Source organism: Vogesella mureinivorans (assembly GCF_007644035.1).
GTDB lineage: Bacteria > Pseudomonadota > Gammaproteobacteria > Burkholderiales > Chromobacteriaceae > Vogesella > Vogesella mureinivorans.
The window spans coordinates 81,092-105,769 of sequence record NZ_VMTV02000909.1 but is presented as its reverse complement, the minus strand read 5'-3'; the positions used below and the strand labels follow the sequence as shown (position 1 = coordinate 105,769).

Annotated in this window: 20 protein-coding genes; 9 read left to right on the top strand and 11 right to left on the bottom strand. The window is 63.2% G+C overall.

Going from position 1 to position 24,678, the window contains the following annotated elements; translation table 11 throughout:
• Nucleotides 1-55: 55 nt before the first annotated feature.
• Complete coding sequence (locus tag FLQ44_RS20670) at nt 56-1,966, top strand: hypothetical protein (RefSeq protein ID WP_147695871.1); 1,911 nt, start codon at nt 56-58, stop codon at nt 1,964-1,966.
• Between the two features lie 85 nt (nt 1,967-2,051).
• Here FLQ44_RS20670 and recN read toward each other — a convergent pair whose 3' ends face one another.
• From recN to FLQ44_RS20630, 8 genes are all read right to left on the bottom strand, one after another.
• Nucleotides 2,052-3,713 (bottom strand): DNA repair protein RecN, encoded by a 1,662-nt coding sequence (gene recN, locus FLQ44_RS20665; protein WP_147695870.1) that lies wholly within the window; start codon nt 3,711-3,713, stop codon nt 2,052-2,054.
• Between the two features lie 9 nt (nt 3,714-3,722).
• Nucleotides 3,723-4,598, bottom strand: coding sequence for an NAD kinase (locus tag FLQ44_RS20660; protein WP_147683541.1), 876 nt, complete (start codon nt 4,596-4,598; stop codon nt 3,723-3,725).
• Nucleotides 4,595-5,242 carry a response regulator transcription factor gene (locus tag FLQ44_RS20655; RefSeq protein ID WP_147695869.1) on the bottom strand — a complete coding sequence of 216 codons (648 nt, stop codon included), beginning with the start codon at nt 5,240-5,242 and terminating at the stop codon, nt 4,595-4,597. The genes FLQ44_RS20660 and FLQ44_RS20655 overlap by 4 nt, the downstream gene beginning before the upstream one ends.
• On the bottom strand, nt 5,242-7,533 hold the full coding sequence (locus FLQ44_RS20650) for an ATP-binding protein (protein ID WP_147695868.1): 2,292 nt from the start codon (nt 7,531-7,533) through the stop codon (nt 5,242-5,244). Before FLQ44_RS20650 ends, FLQ44_RS20655 begins: the two co-directional genes overlap by 1 nt.
• Before the next feature lie 116 nt (nt 7,534-7,649).
• Entirely contained in the window at nt 7,650-8,189 is a 540-nt protein-coding gene (msrA, locus tag FLQ44_RS20645) for a peptide-methionine (S)-S-oxide reductase MsrA (RefSeq protein WP_147695867.1), read from the bottom strand.
• Entirely contained in the window at nt 8,189-9,094 is a 906-nt protein-coding gene (locus FLQ44_RS20640; protein ID WP_147695866.1) for a histone deacetylase family protein, read from the bottom strand. The genes msrA and FLQ44_RS20640 overlap by 1 nt, the downstream gene beginning before the upstream one ends.
• Nucleotides 9,088-9,321 (bottom strand): DUF1653 domain-containing protein, encoded by a 234-nt coding sequence (locus FLQ44_RS20635; RefSeq protein ID WP_147695865.1) that lies wholly within the window; start codon nt 9,319-9,321, stop codon nt 9,088-9,090. Before FLQ44_RS20635 ends, FLQ44_RS20640 begins: the two co-directional genes overlap by 7 nt.
• A 48-nt stretch (nt 9,322-9,369) precedes the next feature.
• Nucleotides 9,370-9,855 (bottom strand): GNAT family N-acetyltransferase, encoded by a 486-nt coding sequence (locus FLQ44_RS20630; RefSeq protein ID WP_147695864.1) that lies wholly within the window; start codon nt 9,853-9,855, stop codon nt 9,370-9,372.
• Nucleotides 9,856-9,885: 30 nt separating this feature from the next.
• Between FLQ44_RS20630 and FLQ44_RS20625 the strand changes: the two genes are divergently transcribed.
• The 4 genes from FLQ44_RS20625 (at nt 9,886) to FLQ44_RS20610 (ending at nt 16,733) form a co-directional block, all read left to right on the top strand.
• Nucleotides 9,886-10,848 (top strand): tRNA dihydrouridine synthase, encoded by a 963-nt coding sequence (locus FLQ44_RS20625; RefSeq protein WP_147695863.1) that lies wholly within the window; start codon nt 9,886-9,888, stop codon nt 10,846-10,848.
• Nucleotides 10,849-11,141: 293 nt separating this feature from the next.
• Entirely contained in the window at nt 11,142-12,362 is a 1,221-nt protein-coding gene (gene sbcD, locus FLQ44_RS20620; protein WP_147695862.1) for an exonuclease subunit SbcD, read from the top strand.
• Nucleotides 12,359-15,772: an AAA family ATPase gene (locus FLQ44_RS20615; protein WP_147695861.1), complete on the top strand. Its 3,414-nt coding sequence runs from the start codon at nt 12,359-12,361 to the stop codon at nt 15,770-15,772. Before sbcD ends, FLQ44_RS20615 begins: the two co-directional genes overlap by 4 nt.
• A 22-nt stretch (nt 15,773-15,794) precedes the next feature.
• Nucleotides 15,795-16,733, top strand: coding sequence for a DUF4394 domain-containing protein (locus FLQ44_RS20610; protein ID WP_147695860.1), 939 nt, complete (start codon nt 15,795-15,797; stop codon nt 16,731-16,733).
• A gap of 86 nt (nt 16,734-16,819) precedes the next feature.
• On the opposite strand, the gene FLQ44_RS20605 is transcribed toward FLQ44_RS20610, so the two are convergent.
• Both FLQ44_RS20605 and FLQ44_RS20600 read right to left on the bottom strand, forming a co-directional pair.
• The gene (locus FLQ44_RS20605; RefSeq protein ID WP_147695859.1) at nt 16,820-17,398 is read right to left on the bottom strand and encodes an HD domain-containing protein; all 579 of its coding nucleotides are present in this window, start codon (nt 17,396-17,398) and stop codon (nt 16,820-16,822) included.
• 171 nt (nt 17,399-17,569) lie between these two features.
• Nucleotides 17,570-18,100 carry a hypothetical protein gene (locus FLQ44_RS20600; RefSeq protein WP_147695858.1) on the bottom strand — a complete coding sequence of 177 codons (531 nt, stop codon included), beginning with the start codon at nt 18,098-18,100 and terminating at the stop codon, nt 17,570-17,572.
• Nucleotides 18,101-18,622: 522 nt separating this feature from the next.
• On the opposite strand from FLQ44_RS20600, the gene FLQ44_RS20595 reads away from it, so the two are divergent.
• Complete coding sequence (locus tag FLQ44_RS20595; protein WP_206209030.1) at nt 18,623-19,654, top strand: ABC transporter substrate-binding protein; 1,032 nt, start codon at nt 18,623-18,625, stop codon at nt 19,652-19,654.
• 36 nt (nt 19,655-19,690) lie between these two features.
• On the opposite strand, the gene FLQ44_RS20590 is transcribed toward FLQ44_RS20595, so the two are convergent.
• The gene (locus FLQ44_RS20590) at nt 19,691-20,578 is read right to left on the bottom strand and encodes a LysR family transcriptional regulator (protein ID WP_147695856.1); all 888 of its coding nucleotides are present in this window, start codon (nt 20,576-20,578) and stop codon (nt 19,691-19,693) included.
• 109 nt (nt 20,579-20,687) lie between these two features.
• On the opposite strand from FLQ44_RS20590, the gene FLQ44_RS20585 reads away from it, so the two are divergent.
• From FLQ44_RS20585 to FLQ44_RS20575, 3 genes are all read left to right on the top strand, one after another.
• Nucleotides 20,688-21,707 (top strand): zinc-binding alcohol dehydrogenase family protein, encoded by a 1,020-nt coding sequence (locus FLQ44_RS20585; protein ID WP_147695855.1) that lies wholly within the window; start codon nt 20,688-20,690, stop codon nt 21,705-21,707.
• Nucleotides 21,708-21,831: 124 nt separating this feature from the next.
• Nucleotides 21,832-22,683 carry an archaetidylserine decarboxylase gene (gene asd / locus FLQ44_RS20580; protein ID WP_147695854.1) on the top strand — a complete coding sequence of 284 codons (852 nt, stop codon included), beginning with the start codon at nt 21,832-21,834 and terminating at the stop codon, nt 22,681-22,683.
• A gap of 263 nt (nt 22,684-22,946) precedes the next feature.
• On the top strand, nt 22,947-24,677 hold the full coding sequence (locus FLQ44_RS20575; RefSeq protein WP_147695853.1) for a ShlB/FhaC/HecB family hemolysin secretion/activation protein: 1,731 nt from the start codon (nt 22,947-22,949) through the stop codon (nt 24,675-24,677).
• Nucleotide 24,678 lies beyond the last annotated feature (1 nt).

Genomic DNA, 24,678 nt, shown 5'->3' with positions numbered 1-24,678 from the left:
TGGTGTTTTGCCGCGCGTTTGCTACACTATTGCACCCCCACGCCGGCTGCACGACATGAACGCACAGCACACTACAGACGAACACACCCCCGCCAGCCGCTACGACCTGATCGTCCGCCTGCCCGAATCCCCCGACATGGCGCAGCTGCAGCAGCAAGCCAGCACCCACCTGCAGCTGGGTCAGGAAAAAGCAGCACGCCTGATGCAGCACCTGGAGCAGCGCGGCGCCACCCGTATCAAGGCCGACATCCCGCAGGACGAAGCCGAGCGCACCGCCCAGAACTTCCGCGATGCCGGCTTTCAGGTAGAAATGAAACCGGCGCTGGCGCTGCTGGACAAAAACGCCACCCTGGCCGACAGCGAATGCCCTGGCTGCCAGCGCATGATGCGGCCAACCCCACAGCGCCAATGCCCGTATTGCCATATCTATCTGGATAAGATCGACCCGGAAAAGCTGCGCCTCAAGCAGATACGCGAGGAAGAACTGCGCAAACTGAACGCCCGCTTGCAGCGCGAAGGCGAGCTGGGCAGCCGCCAAAGCCAGGAAGACAGCGAGCGCGCGCTGCGTAACCGCATCCGCGCCGAGCTGGAAAAAGAACTGGGCCTGCACCAGCCGTGGCTGGCGTTTTTCCGTGGCAGCCGCGGCGTGTTGCGCGCTGGCAGTATCGTCGTCTTGCTGGGTGCGGCGTTTTTTGGCGGCTACCGCCTGGCTGCGCCATCCGGCCAGGCGCTGGCGCCCGAGCAGCGGGCAGCGCTGGCGCAGGGCATGCTGAACCAGATCATGGGGGGCGGGCTGGCCGGCCAGCCGGCCGACCTGGAAGCCTTCGCCCAGTCGCCGGACGGCGCGGCGCTGGCGCAGGGCAGCAGTGATTCGCTGCTCACCACGCCGGTGGCGGGCGTAGCGGGCGGCAGTGGCGAGTGGCAAGGGGTGGCCGCCAGCGTGCAGAAGGTGTCGGCTCAAACCGGTGCCGCATTGGGCGAAAAACAAAATCTGGCGCTCGCGCTGGTGGTGGCGCTGGCCGAAAGCGGCCAGGCGCAGCGCGCCAACGAGCTCTTGGCCCGCCTGCAAGCCACGCCTGGCTACCAGGCGGGCAGTGCCCGCAGCGCCGAGCTGCTGGCCAGCGCCTGGACACTGCTGCAACGCCCTGGTGGCATCAGCACGCAAGCGCTGGACGAGCTGGCCACCGAGGCGGGCCAGCTCAAACCACAAGATGCCGCCCTGTTCTATGCGCGGGTCGCCAGCATGCTGGCAGCCAGCCCGCAGCTATCTGCCGCCGCCTGGCAAGCCTGGCTGGATAAAGCCAAGGCCCAGCTGCCGCAGCTGTCCGGTGCCGTCATGCGCGATTACACCACCAGCCAGCTGCAGCGCTGGCACGCGCAAGCGCTGCTTAATGCCCTGCAGGCCAATGCGGCCAAGGGGCGCTGGGCCGAGGTCAAACCCCTGCTAAGCCAGCTGCAGGCCAGCCACGCTGCCACGCCCGGGCCGGTGTTTGGCCTGTTGCGTAGCCAGGGCGAGTTGGCCGCAGGCAATGCGCCGGCCGCGGCGCAGCAGCTGCAGCAGGCGTATGCACAAACCGTGCAGGCCGCGGCTAAGGGTGATACCGCACTGGGCGCGCTAGCCGACCACCAAGGCGCGCTGGCGGTAGCGCCCTTGCTGACACAACTGGACGCCACCGTGGCCGCACAGCAGGCCAGCATGCAGGCGCCGCTATACAGTGCCATGGCGACCATGGCCGCGGCGGCAGGCATGGCAGACGCCAGCACGCTGTACCAGCAGCGCGTGGCCGCCGCACTCACCGGTAGCGAAGGCCGCGACGAGCAGATGCTGGCGCTGAGTGTGGCGTGTAGTACGCGGCTGGCACAGTATTACCTGCGCGCCCGCCAGCCGGCGCTGGCAGAGCAGCAGCTACGCAAGGCCGCCGCTGTGGTGGTGCCACTGCTACCTGCTGTACCAGCGGCTGGCTGAGGCGCTTGACGGGGTGATCCCCAGCAAAGCCCAAGGGCCTGTCGCATGGCGACAGGCCCTTGGGCTTTTGCCTTGCGCGGCGTGCTCAGGCGTTGCTGTCCAGCATCTCGCTGGCGTGCTGGCGCGTGGTGGCGGTAATGTCTTCGCCGCCCAGCATGCGGGCAATTTCCAGCACACGGCCTTCGCCGTCCAGCGGGCTGATGCGGCTGACCGTGCGCCCGTCAGCGCTGCTTTTGCTCACGCGCCAGTGCTGGTCACCACACGAGGCAACCTGCGGCAGGTGGGTGACGCACAGCACCTGGTAGCGCTGGCCCAGCTGCTTGAGCAGCTTGCCCACCACCTCGGCTACGCGGCCGCCTATACCGACATCCACCTCGTCAAAAATCAGCGTTGGTACGCTGGCCACCTGGCTGATCACCACCTGCATGGCCAGGCTGATGCGCGACAGCTCGCCGCCGGACGCTACCTTGGCCAGCGGGCGTAGCGTGCTGCCCTGGTTGGCCGCCACCAGGTATTCGATGGTTTCCAGGCCGTGGGCGGTGGGCTCGCTGGCGGCGGAGAGCTCGATGGCAAAGCGGGCGCCTTCCATGGCCAGGCGCTGCATCTCGGTGCTGATGCGTGCCGATAGCTCGCTGGCCGCCTGGCGGCGTTTGCCAGACAGGCTTTCGGCCTGCGCACGGTAGCGCGCCAGTGCGGCGGCTTCGGCGGTGGCCAGGGCTTCCTGGTCGGTGGCGGCTTCCAGTGCGGCCAACTGTGTTTCCCAGTCGGCCAGTTTTTTGATCAGGTCTTCCGGCTGGCAGCGGTACTTGCGCGCCATGCTCATCAGCGCGTCGATGCGCGCTTCGACCTGCACCAGCTGCTGCGGGTCGTCGTCGAAGCTGCTGCCGTAGTCGCGCAGGCTGTACACCACCTCGCGCAGCTCGGCGTCTACCGAGTCCAGCAGCGCCAGCGATTCGGCCAGGCGCGGGTCGAAGCCGGACAGCTTGCCCAGCCGGTTTTGTACCTGCGATAGCAGCGACAGGCAGTTGCCGTCCATGTCGGACAACACATCCACCGCCGACTGCGCCGACTGCGCCAGCTCGGCCGCGTTGGCCAGGCGCGAGTGCTGCTGGTTCAGCTGCGGCCATTCGTCGGCTTGCAGCGCCAGCTCGGCCAGCTCGCCGATCTGCCAGGTCAGGCGTTCGCGTTCCACTTCGGACTCGCGCAGGCGCTTTTCGGCGTCTTCGCGCGCTTTGCGGGCGTGCTGCCAGTCTTGCCAGGCGGCGCGCACGTCCCGCGATAGCTGGCTGGCGCCGGCGTAGGCGTCCAGCAGGCCGCGTTGCATCTCGGGCCGTACCAGCGACTGGTGCGCGTGTTGGCCGTGGATGTCTACCAGGTATTCGCCGATGGCCTTGAGTTGGGCCTGGGTAGCTTGCTGGCCATTGATAAAGCTGCGCGAACGGCCATTGCGGTCTACCAGGCGGCGGATCAGCAGCTCGCTATCGTCGCCGGACAGGGCGTTGTCGGCCAGCCAGGCTTGCAGGTCGGGCTGGCGGGCGATATCGAAGCTGGCGCTGATTTCGGCACGGTCGGCGCCGTCGCGTATCTGGCCTGCCTCGGCGCGGTCGCCCAGCAGCAGGCCCAGCGCGTCCAGCATGATGGATTTGCCGGCGCCGGTTTCACCGGTCAGTACGGTAAAGCCGGGCTCGAACTCCAGCTGCAGCTGGTCCACGATGACAAAGTCTTTGACGTTGAGCGTAAGCAGCATGGTGTTATCTCACAGCAGGCGCTCGCCCCAGTGGAGCTTGTGCCGCAGCATGTCGTAGTAGTTGTAGCCGATGGGGTGCAGCAGCTTCAGCGTGTTGCGGTAGCTGCGCACGATGACGCGGTCCATTTCCATCAGGTCGCAGTGCGACTGGCCGTCGAAATGCACGCGGGCGTCCAGGCCGCGCGTGAGCATGAAGGCCACCTCGCAGCTATTGCTGATGGCAATAGGGCGGTTGCTGAGAGACTGCGGGCAGATCGGCACCAGCGCTACCGCTTGCAGGGTGGGGTGCAGGATGGGCCCGCCGGACGCCAGCGAGTACGCCGTGGAGCCGGTAGGCGTGCTGATGATCAGGCCATCGGAGCGCTGGCTGTAGACAAACTGGTTGTCCACAAACACCTCGAACTCGATCATGGCGCCCAGCGCACCGCGGCTGATCACCACATCGTTAAAGGCCAGCGCGCTGGCGATTTCGGCGTCTTCGCGTATCACCGAGGCCTGCAGCAGGATGCGCTCTTCGGGCACGAACTGGCCATCCAGAATGCGGTCGATGGCGTCCAGCATTTCGTGCAGCGAGATATCGGTCATGAAGCCCAGCCGCCCCTGGTTGATGCCAACCAGCGGTACGCGATAGGGCGCCAGCACGCGGGCGACCGACAGCATGGTGCCATCGCCGCCCAGCACGATAACCAGGTCGGCCAGCTTGCCCAGGTCGACACGCTCTACTACCGGGTAGTTGCCGCTTTCCAGCCCGGCGCAGCTTTCGGCGTCTACGACGATATGAAAGCCACGGCTGGTCAGGTGTGCGGCCAACTTCAGCAGCGATTCGATGATCTGCGGCTTGCTGTGGCGTGCCACCAGGCCGATTTTGTTGAACAGACGGGTCATGGTGTAGTGTCTTGCGCGGGCACGGGTTGTACGGCGTCCAGTGCCTTCAGGTAAAAACGCACCAGCTCGGCCAGCGAGTTGATGTCCAGTTTTTCAAACAGTTTGGCGCGGTGGGCTTCCACCGTGCGCGGCGACAGCGCCAGCTCGCGGGCGATTTCCTTGCTGGAGCGGCCTTCGGCCACATAGCGCAGAATCAGGCGCTCGCGCTCGGTAATGCGCTCCAGCTTCTGGCGCACTTCCTGGGTTTCTGCTTCTTGCTTTTGCTGCTGGATGCTGATGCGGATGGCTTTTTTCAGGCTTTCCAGCAGCTGTACGGCGTTAATCGGCTTGGTCAGGAAATCGACCGCACCACCGCGAAACGCGCGGCGGCATTCTTCCAGGTCGCCATGGCCGGTAATGAAGATGATGGGCATCTGGATGTTTTGCAGGTTCAGCATGTCCTGCAGCGCCAGGCCGGAGGTTTGCGGCATGCGGATATCCAGCACCAGGCAGCCGATTTCGTCCGGGCGGAATTTGTCCAGAAAGGCTTCGGCGTGCTCGAAGGTTTGTACGCGCAAGCCCTGGGTGCCGATGAGCAAAGCGAGCGAGTCCCTTACGGCCGGGTCGTCATCGATGACAAAAATCGTTGGGGTCATGGATGCCATTACACGCTTACTCCTTCGCTTTCATAGGGGGTAGTCATTACCGGTAGTTCAAAATAAAACTCTGCGCCGCCAGAGGGCAGGTTGTCCGCGCACAGCACGCCTTCCATGTTTTCAATGATGGTGTGGCTGATGGTGAGCCCCAGCCCCATGCCCTGCGCCTTGGAGCTGAAAAACGGCTGGAATATGCGCTTGAGCACGTCTTCCGGCATGCCGGGGCCATTGTCCCGCACGCCAACGCGTACGCGGTTGCCACGCTGTTCGCTATACAGGAACAGCCGGTGCTCGCCCGGGGTTTCCATCATGGCTTCCATGGCATTTTTGCACAGGTTCAGGATGACTTGCTCTACCTGGATGGTATCGGCAAACACCAGTGGCAGGGCGCTGGCCAGGTCGGTTTTTACCTGTACCTGATGGCCGCGCAGCTCGGGCTCGATCAGGGTCACAATGTTCAGCACCGCCTGGTTCAGGTCTACCGCCGAGAACTCGGCCTGTTTGCTGGCCACGAATTCTCTTAGTTTTTTCACGATATGCCCAGCCCGTTGCGCCTGCTTTACCGATGAACGCAAGGCGGTAATGAGCAGGATGCGGTCTGGCTCTTCGTCTTCCAGCATCCCCAGGCAGGCTTCGTTGTAGCTGACAATGGCCGACAGCGGCTGGTTGATTTCGTGGGCAATGCCTGAGGTCATTTCGCCCAGGGTATTGATACGCGCCACGCGGGCCAGCTCGGCTTGGTGCTGCTTTAGCCGCTCTTCGCTGCGTTCCAGTGCCTCGGCCATGCGCTGGCGCAGTGGTGCCATGTCGCGAAAGGTAATCACCAGCCCGCGCATGAGGCCATCCGCGCCTGGCAGCGGCGAGACGGTACCTTCTACGTAGAACACTTTGCCGCCCTGGTCGATGTAGGCGTTTTCTGGCAGGTCGACTTTTTGGCCGCTGGCCAGGCAGCTTTGCAGTGGGTCCAGCATGGCTTCCCTGGCCAGGTCGAAGCGCAGGCGCCATAGCTCGCTCATTTGCCGGCCAATGGCCAGCGCTGCGGCCGTATTCAGTAGCAGTGCCGCCTTGGGGTTCAGGTATTCCACTTGCAGGCCGCGGCTCATCACCAGTACGGCATCGTCAATATTTTCCAGCGTCACCATGGCCTGCTGCCGTTCGCGGTGCAGGGTGTCGTGATAGTGCTCGCGCTGCATGCGCTCGTTGTGTTGCGAGGCGGCGATCAGCATCAGCAAGGCGTTGATCAGCGCCGAGGCACCCATGGCCAAGACATACAGAGACCAAGGGATGTGCCCCGGCGAGGTTGGCCGCGTAATGGAAAGCTTGTACGGGAAGTAGTCGCGGTCTATCGAAACCTCGGTGTAGCGGGCCGGAAACAGCCATGCGCTGAGCCAGCTGCTATTGTGCGCGGCTTGCGGCGGGCGGATGTTGATAGCCGGGCTGGTCTGCGTGGGCAGGGTGGGCAGCAGGCGGATGCTGAGCTGCTGGGTGTTGCCGCTTTGCATGGACAGCAGCGTTTCGGCCTTGATGCCTACCGTAATCACCCCGATGGCGGCGCTGATACGTTCGTCGGGCGATGGCGGCGCTACGCCTTCGGCGTAAATGGCTTTGACAAAGCCAAAGCCGTGGCCGCCTTCGCGCATCTGGTAGGGCTGGGTGATTTCAATATCACTGCTGCGGATGGCCCGCTGCACGGCGGGGCCCAGAATGGCATCCTGCAGGATGTCCAGGCCTTGCATGAAGCTGTACTGGTTGGCGGAAGGGGGCTCGGCATCCACGAGCGGGATGTAAAACGGCCTGGCGGTGGAAGGGCGCCATAGCTGGTTATTCAGCCAGCCCGGGTCGCCATTGCCCTGGTAGTCCTTGATGAAAAACGGCTGGTAACGCTGAAAGCTGATCGAGGCTTCGTAGTTTTCGCGCTCGGCCAGGCTGACTTTGGGCTGAAAACCCATCAGATAGATATACGGGTAGCGGTTGCCTATGCCTTGGGCGTACTGGCGAAAACGCAGCTTGTCCATGCCGTAGTTGGCCGCAGACAGCTCGGTAAAGCCGTACACGGCGGTTTCGCAGATCAGCAGGCGTTCTTCCAGCGTTTTCTTGATATGCAGGCTGGCCGCATCAAACTGCTGTTGCCGGCTTTCTTCGGTCAGCAGGATGGCTACCACCAGAATGGCGATGGACAACAATGCCCACAGTAACAGGAACGCGCCTTTTACCCGCCAGGGCAGCTCTTTGACAAGGTGTGGCCATTGCCGGATGCGAAAAAAACCAGTGTTGGCCGGGGCGTGCTCGCTAGGGGTCATGGTGGCCGCTACGGTATCGGGGGGCTAATTGTAACGCAGGATAGCCATAAATCTGCAATTGGCATGCGCCCGGCCGGGGCGCTCGGCCAGGCTTGCCTTGCATCACAGGCGGTTTTTTAGCTGCTTTTCAGCAAGGCCGGTGCGCTGCGGTACAGCTTGTGCAGTTTGGGGGCGATGACTACCTGGCAGTAGCCCGCGCTCTGGTTGCGCGCATAGTAATCGTGGTGATAGACCTCGGCCGGGTAAAAGTGGCTGGCCGGTTTGACCTCAGTGACGATGGCGGCGGGGTAATCGCCGCTGGCGTCCAGCTGCTGGATGAAGGCCAATGCTTGCTGCTGCTGGCTGTCATCGTGGGTATAAATGGCCGAGCGGTACTGCGTGCCTACATCATTGCCCTGCCGGTTGAGCGTGGTGGGGTCGTGCGTCAGGAAAAACACCTGCAGCAAGGTGGCATAGCTGATGGTATCGGGCTGATAGTGCAGCTCGATGGCTTCGGCATGCCCGCTGTCGCCACGGCATACGCTTTCGTAGTCCGGTTCGGCCAGGTGGCCATCTGTATAGCCGGGGATCACGGCGGTCACGCCTTGCAGCTGGCGGAATACGGCTTCGGTGCACCAGAAGCACCCACCGGCAAACGTGGCTTTGGCGGTATTCATCAGCAAGTTCCTTTCAGGCTATGGCGTGCCAGCAGGGCACGCACGGTTTGGCAATGTATGGCGACTGTATCACCGATGGGCACGGCATAGCCGCCAGCCATCATCACGGCCAGTGGCCATTGTTTTTGTTCGCACAAGTCAAAAACACGGGCATCGCGCTGCAGCAGGCCGGCCTGGCTCAGGTTTAACCTGCCCAGGCGGTCGCCGCTGTAGGGGTCGGCGCCGGCCAGGTAAAACACGATATCCGGCTGGAAACGGGCCGCCAGCGTAGCCAGTGCCTGCTCCAGCGCAGCCAGGTAGTCGGCATCGCCGGTGCCATCCGGCAGGTTGACATCCAGCGTAGAGGCCACGCGGCGGAAGGGAAAGTTCTTTTCCCCGTGCAGGGACAGGGTAAACACGCGGGCGTCGCCGCTAAACAGCTCGGCGGTGCCGTTGCCCTGGTGCACGTCCAGGTCGATAACGGCAGCGCGGCGGATCAGGCCCTCTTGCTGCAGCACGCGAATGCTCACGGCGACATCATTAAATACGCAAAAACCGCCACCCTTGGCGTGGCCTGCGTGGTGGGTGCCCCCCGCCAGATTAACGCCGGCACCGTATAACAGGGCGCTGCGGGCGGCGGCCAGGGTGGCGCCCACCGAGCGGCGGCTGCGCTCCACCAGACCAGCGCTCCAGGGCAGGCCGATTTCACGCATGATGGCCGGTGCCACGCTGCCATCGAGCATGCGGCCAACGTAGTCGGCATCGTGCGCCAGCATCAGCTCGCCCGGTGTGGCCGCGGGCGCTTCCGCCAGCCGGTCTGGCGCCATGTCGGCTACTGCTTGCCCCAGCAGGGCGTATTTTTCTGCCGGAAAGCGGTGGCCGGCCGGCAGTGGCATGGCGAACTGGTCGGTACGGTAGATCAGCACGGCGTGTCCAGCAGGCGAAAGCGTGGCTGGGTCACGCCATCAATGGTGACCTGTTCGCAAAACATGGCCAGCGGGCGCACCCATAGCCCCATGTCACCGTATAGCGGGCGATACACCGCCATCAGCTCGTGGCTTTCACTGTGGCGGGCAAAGTCGATCAGCTGGTAATGGTTGCCCTTGTAGTGCTGGTAACGCCCCAGCGGGGGCAAGGTGATGTCGGTGGTCATGGCGGGCTCCTGCAAAGTTGGCCGCATTGTGCCGTGTTGCGGGCGGCTTCACAAATCAGCCGGGCGCTGCCAGCTCATGGTCAGAAAAGCGCTATCCGGTACAAAGCCCAGCCCCAGATAGAGTGCCTGCGCGCCGTGGTTGCTGTGCGCGGTTTCCAGCCACAGGCTGCCACCTGGCGGAATGCTGTGCTGGATGGCCTGCAGCAGTGCGGCGGCAATGCCATGCCTGCGCCAGCCGGGGTCGACATACAGGTCATGCAGCAGATCGTTACGCGCCAGGCTGAGGGTGGAGTAACCGCGGTAGCACAGCGCCACGGCTACCGGCTGGTCAGCTTGAGTCGCCAGCCACAGCGTAGCCTCGCCGGCGCTCAGGCGTGCCTGTAGATAAGCAGCCAGCGCCGTGCTGTCGGTGGGCAAGCCATAAAACGCCCGGTATGCCGCCAGCAGGGGCAGGGCAGTAGGGATGTCGCTGATACCGCCCTGGCGCAGGTGGATGCCTGCCGGCGTGGTGTCGGGTGGCGTGCTTGTATACAATGCGCTGCTCCTTAAGTACTGGCGGTAAACATGAAAATTGTACTAGCCCCCATGGAGGGCCTGGTAGACGACATCATGCGTGATGTCCTGACGCGCATTGGCGGCATTGACCTTTGTGTGACCGAGTTTGTGCGCGTCACCAACTCGCTACTGCCGGTGCGCACGTTCGAACGGCTGGCCCCCGAGCTGCAAACCGCCTCGGCCACGCGCTGCGGGGTGCCGGTGCGCGTGCAGCTGCTGGGCTCCGAACCAGAGTGGTTGGCACAGAATGCCGTGCGGGCGGCCGAAATGGGGGCGGTGGGCATAGACCTGAACTTTGGCTGCCCGGCGCCTACCGTGAACAGGCACCGTGGTGGTGCGGTATTGCTGAAAGAGCCTGACGTTCTTTATAGCATCGTGCACGCGGTGCGCAGCGCGGTGCCCGCCAGTACGCCAGTCACCGCCAAAATGCGCCTGGGCTACGAGGACACCAGCCTGACACTGGAATGCGCCCATGCCATCCAGCAAGGCGGTGCACAGGAGCTGTGTGTGCATGCGCGTACCAAGGTAGAAGGCTACCGCCCGCCCGCGCACTGGGAATGGCTGGCGCGCATCCGCGAGGCGATGACCATACCGGTAGTGGCCAATGGCGAGGTGTGGACACTGGAAGACTATCAGGCCATTCGCGACATCAGCGGCTGCGATACGGTGATGATCGGGCGCGGCCTGGTAGCCAGCCCCGACCTGGCCTGGCGCATCCGCCATCTGCAGCAAACCGGCGAGATGCTGCCACCGGCAGCGTGGCCGCAGGCGCTGGCCTGGCTACGCGATTTGACTGAACAATGTCAGTTGCGTGCTGATGGCGGCCGCTATGCGGTCAGCCGTAGCAAGCAATGGGCAAAATTGCTGCAGCGCACCTATGGCGAGGCGGAAAATTTCTTTAATGAAATCAAAAGAATAGAGAGCGACGAGCAGTTGATGGCGGTGTTTGATCGCCACATGGGTGATGCCTAGGTATTTTTACGCATAGTCACACAGCCCCATGAGCCTATATCATTCAACCATCTTCTGACATTACTGCTTCCTCGCAGCCTGTTCAGAGGCGGGCCACGGCCCGAACTTACAAAACCTCCTGACTTGTGACGATTCAGGAGGTTATTTTTTTGCCCGCCCACACGTCATAAGCCCATTCCGTATGGGTATTCACGCCTAGTGCCCGCTCGCCGTACTGCAATATGTATCTAGCGGTATCCTGTCGGGGTAAAATCGCCCCATTGATGACACGCTTTATTTCTTCGGCATTATCCATGCGTATTTTTCATACCTCCGACTGGCATTTGGGCCAGCATTTCATGGGGAAAAGCCGGCAGGCAGAGCATCAGGCTTTTCTGGATTGGCTACTGCAGCAAGTCGCAGTGCAGCAAGCCGATGCCGTGCTGGTGGCGGGCGATATTTTCGATACCGGCGCACCACCCAGCTACGCCCGCGAGCTGTACAACCGCCTGGTGGTGGCGCTGCACGAACTGGGTGTGCAGCTGATCCTGCTGGCGGGCAACCACGACTCGGTGGCCACACTGGCCGAGAGCCAGCCCCTGCTGGCACGGCTGAATACCCTGGTGGTACCCGCCATCGACCCAGACCCCGCCCGCATGGTGCACGTGCTGCGCAATAAACAAGGGCAGCCGGCAGCGCTGCTGTGCGCGCTACCGTTTATCCGCCCGCGCGACGTGCTGCGCAGCGAGGCAGGGCAGAGCGCCGAAGACAAGCAGCGCTCGCTACAGCAGGCCATTGCCAGCTATTACCAGCAGGTCTACGACGCCGCGTGCGTGCAGCGCCAGGCATTGGGCCAGCCGCTGCCCATCGTTGCTACCGGCCACCTCACCACGGTGGGGGCCAGCAGCAGCGAAGCGGTGCGCGAAATCTATGTGGGCGCACTGGAAGCCTTTCCTACTGCGGCCTTTCCGCCTGCCGACTACATCGCGCTGGGCCACATTCACCGCCCGCAGGCAGTGGGTGGCTTGGCGCATATCCGCTACAGCGGCTCGCCCATCGCCCTGGGTTTTGACGAGTGCCGCCAGCAAAAAGAAGTCTTGCTGGTAACGCTGGGCAGCCAGGGCGTGCAGCACATTACCCCCTTGCCCGTGCCGGTGTTCCAGCCTATGGCCCAGCTGCGTGGCACGCTGGCCAGCCTGGGCCCGCAGTTGGCCGCAGCCGCGCAGGCCGGCAGCGCCGCACAGCCGGTATGGCTGGAGGTGTGCGTACAAGCCGACGACTACCTGGCCGACCTGCAGCAAAGGCTGGCGCAGCTGTGCGACGGCTTGCCGCTGGACATATTGCGCCTGCGCCGCGAGCGCCCGCAGCTAGCCGCCAGCCTGGCCGGCAACCCACGCGAAACGCTGGACGAGCTCAGCCCGCAAGAGGTCTTTGCCCGCCGCCTGGCACTGGAAACATTTGATGAGGCGCTGGCGGCCGAGCTGGCCACCCGCCACCAGCACATCCTGCAGCAACTACAGGCAGGGCAAGCATGAAAATACTGAGCGTACGCCTGAAAAACCTGAACTCTCTACAAGGCGAGTGGCAGATCGATTTCAACCAGCCCCCCTTGGCCGATTGCAGCCTGTTTGCCATTACCGGTGCCACCGGCGCCGGCAAATCCACCCTGCTGGATGCCATCTGCCTGGCGTTGTACCACGAAACGCCGCGCCTGAAGAGCATCTCGGCCGGGAGCAACGACATCATGAGCCGCCACACGGCAGACTGCCTGGCCGAGGTGGTGTTCGAGGTAAAAGGCCAGAGCTACCGCGCCTTCTGGAGCCAGCGCCGCGCGCGCGATAAAGCCGACGGCGCGCTGCAGGCACCCAAAGTAGAGCTGGCACACGCCGATGGCCGCATCCTCAGCACGCAGGTTAACGACAAACTGCGCCAGACCATTGCCCTCTCCGGTCTGGACTTTGCCCGCTTTACCAAATCCATGCTGCTGGCACAGGGCGGCTTTGCTGCCTTTCTCAATGCCAGCGCCAACGACCGTGCCGAGCTACTGGAAGAGCTGACCGGTACCGACATTTACGGCCAGATATCGCAGCGCGTATTCGAGCACACCCGCGAGCAGCGCCAGCTGCTGGCCCAGCTGCAATCGCGCGCCAGCGGGGCAGACCTGCTGGACGATACGCGCCGGCAAGCCATGCATAGCGAGCTGGCACAGTGGCAACAGCAGGCGCACGACAGCGCGCAGGCAGGCCAGCTGCTCTCGGGGCAGATACAGCAGCAGCAAGCGCTACTCGCTGCTCGGCAGGACGCCACAGAAGCTATGCAGCAGCTGCAGCACGCCACGCAAAGCTGGCAAGCCGCCGCGCCATGGCAGGCCAGCCTGGCTGCGCACCAGCCTGCCGCTGCCATCTTGCCGCTGCAGCGTGCCCACCAGCACGCCGCCGAACAGCTGGCACAGCAGCAACAGCACAGCCTGGCCCTGCAGCAAGAGCTGGCGCAAGCAGAGCAAAACCTGGCAGCGGGTAAGCGGCAGGCACTGGCGCTGGCGCTGCAGCAGCAGATGCAAGCCGATGCGGCCTTGGCGCAGGCAAAAGACCAGCACCAGCAGCTGGCACATAGCCTGGCCGAGCGCAGCCAGCACGCCGAACTAGGCCAGTGGCTACCCCTGTGGCAAAGCCAGCTTGGCCAGCTGGCACAGCAGCGCGGCGCACTACACGCCGAGCAAACCGCGCAAACGCATAGCCAGCAACGCCTGCAGCAGCAACAAGCCAGCGCCGCCACCGTGGCCGCACGGCTGGCCGCCACGCAAGCAGGGGCACAGCAAACCGAGTTGGCCGCACAGCAGGCGCAAGCCCGGCTACAGGATCTGCTGCAAGGCCAAGACCTGGCCGGCCTGCGCCAGCAGTGGCAGCTGGCGCAGCAGCACAGCACGCAGCTGGCCCAGCTGGCCAGCCAGGCTGCCGAGCTGCGTGCCCAAGCCGCCAGCCTGCAACACACACAGCAACAGCAGCAGGCGCTGCAAGCACAAATAGACGCCGTACAGCAGCAGCTAGACACGCAGCGCCAGCAGTACAAAACCACGCGCAGCATGCTGGCCGACCAGCAACGCATACTGGCGCTGGAGCAGCGTATCCAGAGCCTGGAAGCGCACCGCCAGCAGCTGCAGCCGGGCGAAGCCTGCCCGCTGTGCGGCGCGCACGAGCACCCCGCCATTGCGCATTATCAGCAGCTGGACTGTGGCCCCACCCAGCAAGCCATTGCCCGGCTACAAACCGAGCTGGAGGCACTGGAAGACAGCGGCCGTGCGGCCAACCAGCAGCTGGCACAGCTACAAGCCAGCCAGCAGGCAGCCCTGCAGCAACAGCACAGCCTGGCAGCCAGCCATGATGCCTTGCTGGGCAGCTGGCACCTACTGGCGCAGCACCATGGCCTGCCAGGCGACAGCTGGCAGCAGGCCGATGCCTGGCCCGCGCGGCTGGCTGCGGCCGACGCCACCTTGGCCGCCTGTGCCCGCCAGCTGGAGGCGGCCGACGCTGCCAGCCAGGCCAGCCAAGCGGCACAAGCCAGCGTGGCGCATGCCCACCAGCTGCAGCAGCAGGCAAGTAGCGAGCACGCACTGCTGCTGCAAGCCATGCAAGACAACCAGCAACAATGCCAGCAGCAAGACGTGCGGCTGACGCAGCTGCAAAGCGGGCTTACCCAGCTGGAAACCACCCTGGCCAGCAGCCTGGCCGACGCGGGCTATGCCATGCCTGCCCAGCCGGACAGCTGGCTGGCACAGTGCCAGCAAGAATGGGCGCAGTGGCAGGCCGATCAAGCCACCCTGCAAACACTGGCGCACAGCCTGCAGCAGCACATACTGCAGAGCCAGCAGGCACACAGCACGCTCGCGCATTGGCAGGCGCAGTGGCCTGCGGGGGCAGCACCCGCCCATGCGGCCAACCCTGCTGCCGAGCTGGCAGCGTTGGCCGACAGCCTGCCACAGCTGGCGCAAACGGCCAGCCAGCTGCAGGGGCAGCAAGCGCAGCAGCAACAGCAGCTGCAGCACGCCGCCAGTGCGGCGCAACAAGCCAGCACGCAGTGGCTGCAGGCCTTGGCCGATAGCGGCTTTGCCGATGAAGCCGCCTGGCAGCATGTACTGCTGGATGACGCCACCGTGCAGCATTACGAAACCCGGCTAGCCTTGCTGGCTAGCCAGCTGGCACAGCGCCAGGCGGTAGCCGATAGCGCAGCGCACAGGTTGGCCGCAGCCCAGGCCCAGGCCACCAGCCTGCCAAGCCTGGCCGAGCTGGAGCAGGCACTGGCCACGCACGACGCCAGCCGCCAGCAAGCGCTGACACGGAAAGGCGCCTTGCAAAGCCTGCTGGACGACGACAAGCGCCGCGCGGCCGAGCACCAGCAGCTACTGGCGGACATGGCACGCCAGCAGGCCGAGCTGGACATCTGGCTGCGGCTCGATAGCCTGATCGGCTCGGCCAAAGGCGACAAATACCGCAAGTTTGCCCAAGGGCTGACACTGGACCACCTGGTGCACCTGGCCAACCGCCAGCTGGGCCGCCTGCATGGGCGCTACCTGCTGCAGCGGCAGCTGGGGGGCGAGCTGGAGCTGGATATTGTGGACACCTGGCAGGGCGACACCCGGCGCGACACCCGTACCCTGTCTGGTGGCGAAAGCTTTCTGGTGAGCCTGGCGCTGGCGCTGGCGTTATCAGACCTGGTAAGCCATAAAACATCGATAGACTCGCTGTTTCTGGATGAAGGCTTTGGCACACTAGACCCGGAAACACTGGATGTGGCCCTGGATGCATTGGACAGCCTGCACGCCAGTGGCAAAATGATCGGCGTGATCTCCCACGTAGAAGGCCTGAAGGAACGCATACCGGTACAAATACGCGTTCATAAGGGCAGTGGCGGTTTATCTACGCTTTCCCTCGCTAGCCGTGGCGCCTGAGGCGCTGCAAACAAGGACACGCATGAAGACTCAACGCCAAGCGCCATACCGGCTGAGCCTGCCCGCCCTGGCCGCCAGCCTGCTGGCCGGCTGCGCCAGCTTGCCACCCGAAGCGCCGGGGCCGCTGCGCACCGAGCAGCTGTATGTGCTAACCCAGGACATGGTGCTGATCCGCATCAATGCCAGCCAGCCCTCGCGTGAGCTGTCGCGTCAGCCACTGGCCGGCCTGCCGGCGGGCGACACGCTGGTCGGCATCGATTACCGCGTAGCACGTGGCGTGCTGTATGGCCTGTCACGTGCTGGCCGTATTTACACCATTGCCCCCGAAACTGGCCAGCTTACCCAGGCAGGGCCCCCGCAGGCGCTGCCGCAGCTTGCCGGGCAGCGTTTCGGGTTTGATTTCAACCCGGCGGTAGACCGCATGCGCATCGTGAGCGACAGTGGCGCCAACCTGCGCATGCACCCGGATACCGGCGCGCAGATCGATGGCAACGCGGCGCAAGACGGTGTACAGGCCGATAAGGCTTTGCACTATGCCGACGGCGACAGCCAGGCTGGCCAACAGCCTGTGATTCTGGCGGCGGCGTACACGTATAACGCCCGTAACGACAAGATCACCACGCTGTACACCATCGATGCGCTGCGCGGCACACTGGCCATGCAGGGCTCGAAAGAAGGGGTGCAGCCATTCGTGTCGCCGGACGGCGGCCAGCTGCGCACGGTAGGCAGCCTGGGCTTGTCGGCGGATATGCTGGGTATACAGCCTGGCGGGGTGGGTTACGGTGACTTGCAAGCGGCATCGCTGGATATTTCCGACGTCAAAAACACGGCGTTTCTGGCGGCGCGGCAAAAACTGGGCGCCAGCCAGCTGTACGAAGTGAATCTGCAAACCGGCAAAGCCAGCCGCCTGGGGCGCATTGCCCAGGGGCAGCCGCTGGCCGGGCTGGCGATCATTCCCTAAGCCATTGGCGATCGCGTATTGGCTCGCCCGCGCCAAACAAAAAGCCGCCAGAGCAAGGCGGCTTTTTTCATGAGGCTTACGATTTGTCAGGCACCAAACCAGCCTTGGGTTTCGGCATAGGCCAGGCGTTCGGCCAGATAGGCCCACAGCGCCGGGCAGCCTGTTTCGATAGGTTCGCGGATGCGGCCAACCACACGCTGGTAGCTAATGCCGTTTTCACGCCAGCTCTGGCCGTTATTGGCCAGGTTCAGCAGTACGGGCATGGCACGGTCAGCGGCATTGGCAAAGCGTGACTCGGCGCTTTCGGCAGCGTCGAACTCTTGCCATAGCGCCAGAAACGGCTCGCCCTGCGCGGCGGGTAGCAGGCCAAAGATACGTTTTACGGCGGCCAGCTCGGCAGCCTTGCGCTCTTCCCAGCCTTCGGTGGCGTAGACGATGGTGTCGCCGGTGTCGATCTCGCCGATATCGTGCACCAGCAGCATGGCGATGACGCGGTTCATGTCCACAGGCTCGGGCGCGTAGGGGGCGAGCGACGCGGCCAACATGGCAATTTGCCAGCTGTGTTCGGCCGAGTTTTCCTGGCGGTCCAGCCCCAGTGGCCGGGTTTTGCGGGTGACGCCCTTGAGCTTGTCCAGCTCCAGGATAAAGTCAACGATCTGCTGCATGATGGCGCTTTCTGATGAGAGGCGCCTATTTTAGCCTAGGCATCGCTGACACCCCCCTGATTCTGCGCTGCGCCTCTTTGGGGTAATACTTGTACTGTCCTGTGGCGGTGCGCCTTGGCGCAGGTGCTTTGTGAGGTTTTGTTAGCGGCGGTAAGCCGGCCCCACCGACAGTCATGCGCCCGGTTCGCTATCCAGATAACCCAGCTTTACCGTGCGCGCCAGCAAGTCATTGGCCTGCTGCATGGCGGGCGATTCGGCCAGGTTGACTTGCTGCTGCAGCAAACGCAGCACCAGACGCAGGCAGCCATACACCTGCTGGGCTTCGGACTGGCTCACTGCATCCAGCCGGTTTTGTCGTGTCGGTACGTGGCGGCGCTCATGCAGGCCACGGTGGCCGCTTGCCTTGCTGGCCGAGCCTGGTGTGTTTTCCGGCGCATAGAGGCGCACCGGCAGTGGCCACTCGTCCGCTGGTGGCATCACACGGCCGGTCAGCTCGCCTATCACCTGCTCGAACTCCTGGCACAGGGCTTGTGCCTCGGCCAGCTGCGGGTGGTGCAGCTGGCCGAGCATGGCCTTGTCGCGTAACAGGCTGCTGCGGCGCAGGATAAAGCGCAGCTTGCCTTTGGCTAGCGCTTGTACGGCGGCGTACTCGCCGCCTCGGGCCGAATCGCGCAGGGTGTCCAGCCAGCGGGCCCAGTTCAAAAATTCGCCAGACAGGGCAGACGTGTCTGCTGCCGGTGGTGGCATGGTGCTTACTTTGCCTTGATGAGTGGGGCCCCAGGGGCTTGGCTCGTGCTGCAAAGCCATAAATGGTTTGCGTTGTATTCGATTCATTGTGCGCTCCCGACATGCCTGTACGTGTTAATTATCATGCCAAATCAGGTAAATCTTTAGCCTGCCAAGTCATATTGATGGTGCGCCCCATGTTTTATTAATCAATTCGATAATTAATTTTGTTTTTAATGGCATTTCCTGCTGATTTTAGCGGCCGGGCAAAAAAGGCGAAACGTGATGTGCCATATTCTTTGCGGAATATATAGATATAAAAATTGTTTTTATAGGTATTGTTTCCTGTTTTATGCCGAGAATGGATGCCTGTGTATCAGGCATGGGTGATGTGATATTGCTGCGGGCAGCCCGCCGGCATTAACAACGGGGAACCACATAATGAAGCGTATCGTACTGGGCATTGGGTTGTGCTGCTGTGCCATACAGGCGTTGGCCATGTCAGTTGTTTTTATCAATCCGGGAAAAAGCGACGAGCTGTACTGGCTCAGTGCGGGGAAAGCCATGCAGGCCGCAGCAGATGATCTGGGGGTGACGCTGGAGGTTCGCTATGCCGAACGTAACCACGCCCAGGCGCTAGCGCAGGTGCGGGAGATTATTGCCAGGCCCTTATCAAATCGGCCTGAGTATGTGATTTTTTCCAATGAGAAAGGCACTGGGCCCGAGCTACTAAAGCTGCTGGACGGTGCGGGTATCAAGACCTTCATGGCATTTAATGGTCGCCTGCCTGGTGTGGGTGATATTGGCCAGCCCAGGCAGCAATACAAAGGCTGGCTGGGCTCATTGGAGCCGGATGCCGAGCAGGCGGGCTACCTGACTGCCAGATCCTTGATCAATAAAGCACGCCATGCTGGTGTGCCGCGCGTACACGGCAAGCTGCAAATGGTAGCCATCAGTGGCGACCCGGCCACCCCGTCTTCTTTACGGCGCAGTGATGGCATGCGCCGCGCCATTAAAGAAGCGGGTGATGTAAGGCTGGTTGATGAGGTTTACGCCAGCTGGTCGCAAGAACACGCCCTAGCGCAGGGTGGCTGGTTATATGTGCGCTACCCGCAGGCCCGTATGGTGTGGGCAGGCAATGACCTGATGGCCATGGGCGCCATGCAGGTGTGGGGACACCGCGGCAAGCAGGCCGGCAAGGATGTGTTTTTCAGCGCGGTCAATACTTCGGACGAGGCCCTGCAGGCAGTGCGGGATGGCCGCTTGAGCGCGCTGGCAGGTGGGCACTTTATTGCCGGTGCCATGTCGCTGGTGCTGCTGTACGACTACGACAAAGGGCGGGATTTTGCCAGCGAGGGGCTGGAGCAGCGTTGGCCGCTCTTCATGCTGTTCGATGCCAATAGTGCACAGCAGTTTATGCGCCTGTATGGCAAACAGGATTTTTCCCGCATCGATTTTCGCCGTTATAGCAAGGTGCTGAATCCGGCGCTGAAACGCTACAGTTTCAGCTTTAAACCCTTGCTGAAATAAATGGCTGCTGCAGCAGTGGCATTGGGCGGGTGGTATTCAGGCCAGCTGCGCGGCCAAACCGTATTCATCGATAAAATCCAGCAGGGCAGTCAGCGCTGCAGGGCGGTGGCTGCGGCTGGGGTAAACCGCGTAATAGTGGTTTTCCGGCACGGGGTTTGCAGGAAGCAGGTGTTGCAGGCTGCCGTTGGCCAGGTCGTGGCGCACCATAAAGCGCGGTAGCAGCGCAATGCCGGCCCCGGCTAGCGCCAGCTGGCGCAGGGTATTCAGGTTATTGGCGCGTAGCCCGGCATGGCTGGCGTCTATCAGCATCACGTCGCCGTCCTGTTGCAGTGGCCACTGCGGCAGCACGGTATGCAGTAGCAGCTGGTGTCGGGCCAGCTCGGCTGGCTGTTGCGGCCAACCTTTAGCGGCCAGATAGCCCGGTGCCGCTACCAGCACCCGGCCTACGGCGCCGACCTTGCGTGATACAAAGCTGGAATCCGCCAGCTGCCCGGTGCGTAGCGCAAGGTCGATGCGCTCGGCAACCAGATCCAGCTGTGCATCGGTAATGAGGCAGGCCACCTGTACGGCGGGGTAACGCTCGGCAAAGGCTGCCAGTAATGCTGGCAGCAGCAGGGTGCCGGATGCCTCTGGCGCGGTAATGCGTAGCTGCCCGCTGGGGGCATCGCGCAAACGCGAGATAGCCGCCTCGGCTGCCTCGGCCGCTTCCAGCATGGCCTGGCAGTGCACCAGATAGGCCTGGCCGGCAGTGGTAAGGCTTAGCCGCCGTGTGGTGCGTTGTAGCAGGCGCATGCCCAGCTGGCTTTCCAGCTCTGCTATACGCTGGCTTAGCGTGGATTTGGGCAGGCCGCACACGCGTGCGGCGGCGGTAAAGCTGCCTTCGTTCGCCACAACGGCAAACAGGGCCATGGCATCCAGTTTCATGTCTAGCCTTATTGTCTGGCTGTACGGATAGTATTTCCTGATTGTAGCGGCTAATCGTATCAATATAAACGCGGCACACTGTCTGCCTGCTTACCAGAAAGGACAGACCATGAAAGCCATCGCCGCCTTTGCCAACCTGCCAGCCACGCACGAGCTGGCGCTGCAAGACATTACCCTGCCAGCCCCCCAGGCCAGCGGGCACGACCTGCTGGTGCGGGTAGAAGCCATCTCGGTAAACCCGGTGGATACCAAAATCCGTCGAAGCCTGCCTGCCCAGGCGCAGCAACAGCCTAAGGTGCTGGGCTGGGATGCCGCCGGCGTGGTAGAGGCGGTGGGCGAGCAGGTTACCCTGTTCCGCCCCGGCGACCGCGTGTGGTACGCCGGCGCGATCCACCGCGATGGCAGTAATAGCGAGCTGCAGCTGGTGGACGAGCGTATTGTTGGCCGCATGCCGGCTACACTGGGCTTTGCCGAGGCCGCCGCGCTGCCGCTCACTGCCATTACCGCCTGGGAGCTGCTGTTCGACCGCCTGGGCCTGCAAGAGGGCGCCCATCACGGCGAGCGCTTGCTCATTGTGGGGGCGGCCGGTGGCGTGGGCTCCATCCTGATTCAGCTGGCGCGTGTGCTCACCGGCCTGCAGGTCATTGCCACAGCGTCCCGCCCGGAAAGCCAGGCCTGGGTGCGCGAGCTGGGCGCCCAGCACGTTGTCAACCACCAGCAGCCGCTTGGCGAAGGGTTGGCCGAACAGGGTATCGCCGAGGTGGATTACGTGATCAGCCTGAACCAGACCGACCGCCATTTCGATGAAATCGTCAAAGTATTAAAGCCGCAAGGCAAGCTGGCGCTGATTGACGACCCCGAGCCGATTGATATCCGCCAGCTCAAGCGCAAGAGTATTTCGCTGCATTGGGAGCTGATGTTCACCCGCTCGCTGTTTGCCACGCCAGACATGATTGCCCAGCACCATCTGCTGTGCCGTGTGGCCGAGCTGGTAGACGCCGGCCGTATCCGCAGCACCTTGTCCACCAGCCTGGGCAGTATTAATGCGGCCAACCTGCGCCGCGCCCACGCGCTGCTGGAAAGCAATAGCGCCACCGGCAAGGTGGTGCTGGCCGGCTTTGGCGACTAGCACCTGATAGGGTGGCTGGCGGCCCGGCATGATCTACCGCGCTAGCGGGCGGGTTGATGTCGGGCTGCCACCGGCAAAGCCGGGCTGTTATAATGCGCGGTTTGCTAATCCCCAGGGTGTCATCGTGCGCTACCGTCTAGCTGTGTTGCCGCAATACTTTCTGCCAAAACAGGCGCTCACCTTGCTGGCGGGCCGCATAGCCAATACCGAAGCAGGCGAAGCCACCACCCGTCTTATCCGCTGGTTTATTGGCCGCTACAACGTGAATATGGCCGAGGCGGCCAACCCGGACCCGGCCAGCTATAGCAGTTTCAACAGCTTTTTCACCCGTGCGCTCAAACCGGGTGCCCGCCCGCTAGCAAAAGCGGCCTTTATCTGCCCGGTAGATGGTGCCATCAGCCAGTTTGGCCCTATCCGCCAAGACCAGATATTCCAGGCCAAAGGCCACGACTACAGCACCACCGCGCTGGTAGGCGGGGATACTGCACTGGCTGCCAAGTTCGATAACGGCCACTTTGCCACCATCTACCTCAGCCCGCGCGACTACCACCGCATCCACATGCCGGCAGATGGCCGCCTGCTGCGCATGATTCACGTGCCCGGCGACCTGTTTTCGGTGAACCCCACCACCGCGCGTGGCGTACCGGGCCTGTTTGCCCGTAACGAACGCGTGGTGTGCGAGTTTGAAACCGATAGCGGCCCGTTCGTGCTGGTGTTGGTGGGGGCCACCATTGTCGGCAGCATGGCCACCGTCTGGCACGGCGTCGTAAACCCGCCACGCAGTGGCGAAGTGCGCGAGTGGCGCTACCACGACCAGCAGATCGTGCTGAAGAAGGGCGAGGAAATGGGCCGCTTCCTGCTGGGTTCTACCGTGGTATTGCTGTACCCCAAAGACACCGTCCGCTTTGACAGCAGCTGGGTGGCAGCCAAACCCGTACGCCTGGGCGAGGCGATGGCAGAGCACGCCAGCGCCTAAGCACTGTGTAAGCCCCATCCCAAAAGCCGCCCGCCAGGGCGGTTTTTTTATGCCTTACCACACCACGCATACATGCCAAACGGGCCGGCGTGGTGATGCGGCAATGCAACATGGCATGCCATTTGTATTTATAGATATGCTGAGCAGCGCAACATTACTTGTTAAGGTGCGATTTGCTGAATTGTTGAAAATGTCATTCAACAATATTTATCGAATACAGCCGGCGCATCCCAGATGCTGGCAGCACCACGGTGAATGTCGACATGCCCGCACCACGCCTTACCCAATGCCCACGCCCAATAGCGTTTAGTAGCCTGCTCTGGCTTGCCTGCCCCTTAGCCCTGGCCCAGACACTGCCAGATAATGCACTGGACCAGCGCGAGCAACAGCTGCAACAACAGCGTGCCTTGCAACAGCAGGCACCCGCCGCCCCCGATGTGCGCCTGGAGTCCGCCACCCAGCCCGATATGCCACGCTATCCACATGGCGAGCAGCCCTGCTTTGTCATGGGCGAGCTGCGGCTGGCAGGCGAGGGCGCCGAGGATTTTCAATGGGCACTTGGCGCGGCAGACCGCGATGGGCAGGGCCAGCCAGACGAACTGGTAGGCCATTGCACCGGGACGCAGGGCATCAACCTGGCCGCCAGCCGGGTACAAAACGCCATCATGGCACGGGGCTTCATTACCACCCGCATTTTGGTACAGCCACAAAATCTGGCTACCGGCGTCCTCACCCTCACCGTCGTGCCTGGCCGCATCCATGCCATCCGTTACGCCCAGCCAGCAGACCCGCGCCTGCATGCGGCCAACGCTTTACCCATGCAAGAGGGTGATCTGCTGAACCTGCGGGACATCGAGCAAGGCCTGGAAAACCTCAAGCGCGTCCCCACCGCCGAGGCGGATATCCGTATCGAGCCGGCTAGCGGCCAGGGTAGCCGCCCCGGGGATAGCGACCTGGTCGTGCAATGGCAGCAGGGCAACCCCTACCGCCTGACGCTTACCGCCGACGACGGCGGCAGCCAGGCCACGGGCGTCTACCAGGGCAGCGTGACGCTATCGTACGACCACCTGTTCACCCTGAATGACCTGTTCTACATCACGCACAACCAGGACATGGGGGGCGGGGCAGATGGCGAGCGCGGCAGCGAAAGCAACGCCTGGCACTACAGCATCCCCTTCGGCTACTGGCTGCTCGCCTACAGTGGCAGCCGTAACCGCTACCACCAGCAAGTCGCCGGCGCCAGCCAGACCTATCGCTATAGCGGCAAAAGCGACAACAGCGACATCAAGCTCACCCGGCTGGCCTACCGTGATGCCGTACGCAAAATCAGCCTGTCACTAAAAGGCTGGGAACGTGGCAGTAGTAATTTCATCGACGACACCGAAATCCAGGTGCAGCGCCGCCGCATGGCCGGCTGGGAAGCCGGCGCCAGCTGGCGTGAATTCATCGGCCCCGCCACGCTGGACCTGAACCTGGCCTACCGCCGTGGCACCGGCGCCCGCAACGCCATGCCGGCACCAGAAGAAGCCTTTGGCGAAGGCAGCTCGCGCCCGCGCTTGTATCTGGCCGATGCCCAGCTGGATGCCCCGTTTAGCCTGGGTGGGCAAAAGCTGCGCTACGGCCTGGCGTGGCGGGCGCAATGGAACCGCAACCCGCTGGTGCCGCAAGACCGTTTTGCCATAGGCAGCCGTTACACCGTGCGCGGTTATAACGGGGAAAGCCAGCTCAGCGCAGAACGTGGCTGGTTTGTGCGCAACGAGCTGGGCTGGCAGCTGGCCGGGCAAGAAGTGTATCTGGGCTACGACTACGGCCGTGTAGCCGGCCCCAGTGCCAGCATGCTGCTGGGGCAGCGCCTGGCCGGTGCCACGCTAGGGGTGCGCGGCAAGGTCATGCGGCTAGGCTACGAGCTATTTGTCAGCCAGCCCTTCGGCCAGCCCGAGTACATGCGCACGCCCCGCACCACGGGTGGTTTCAGCGTCAACCTGCAGTACTAAG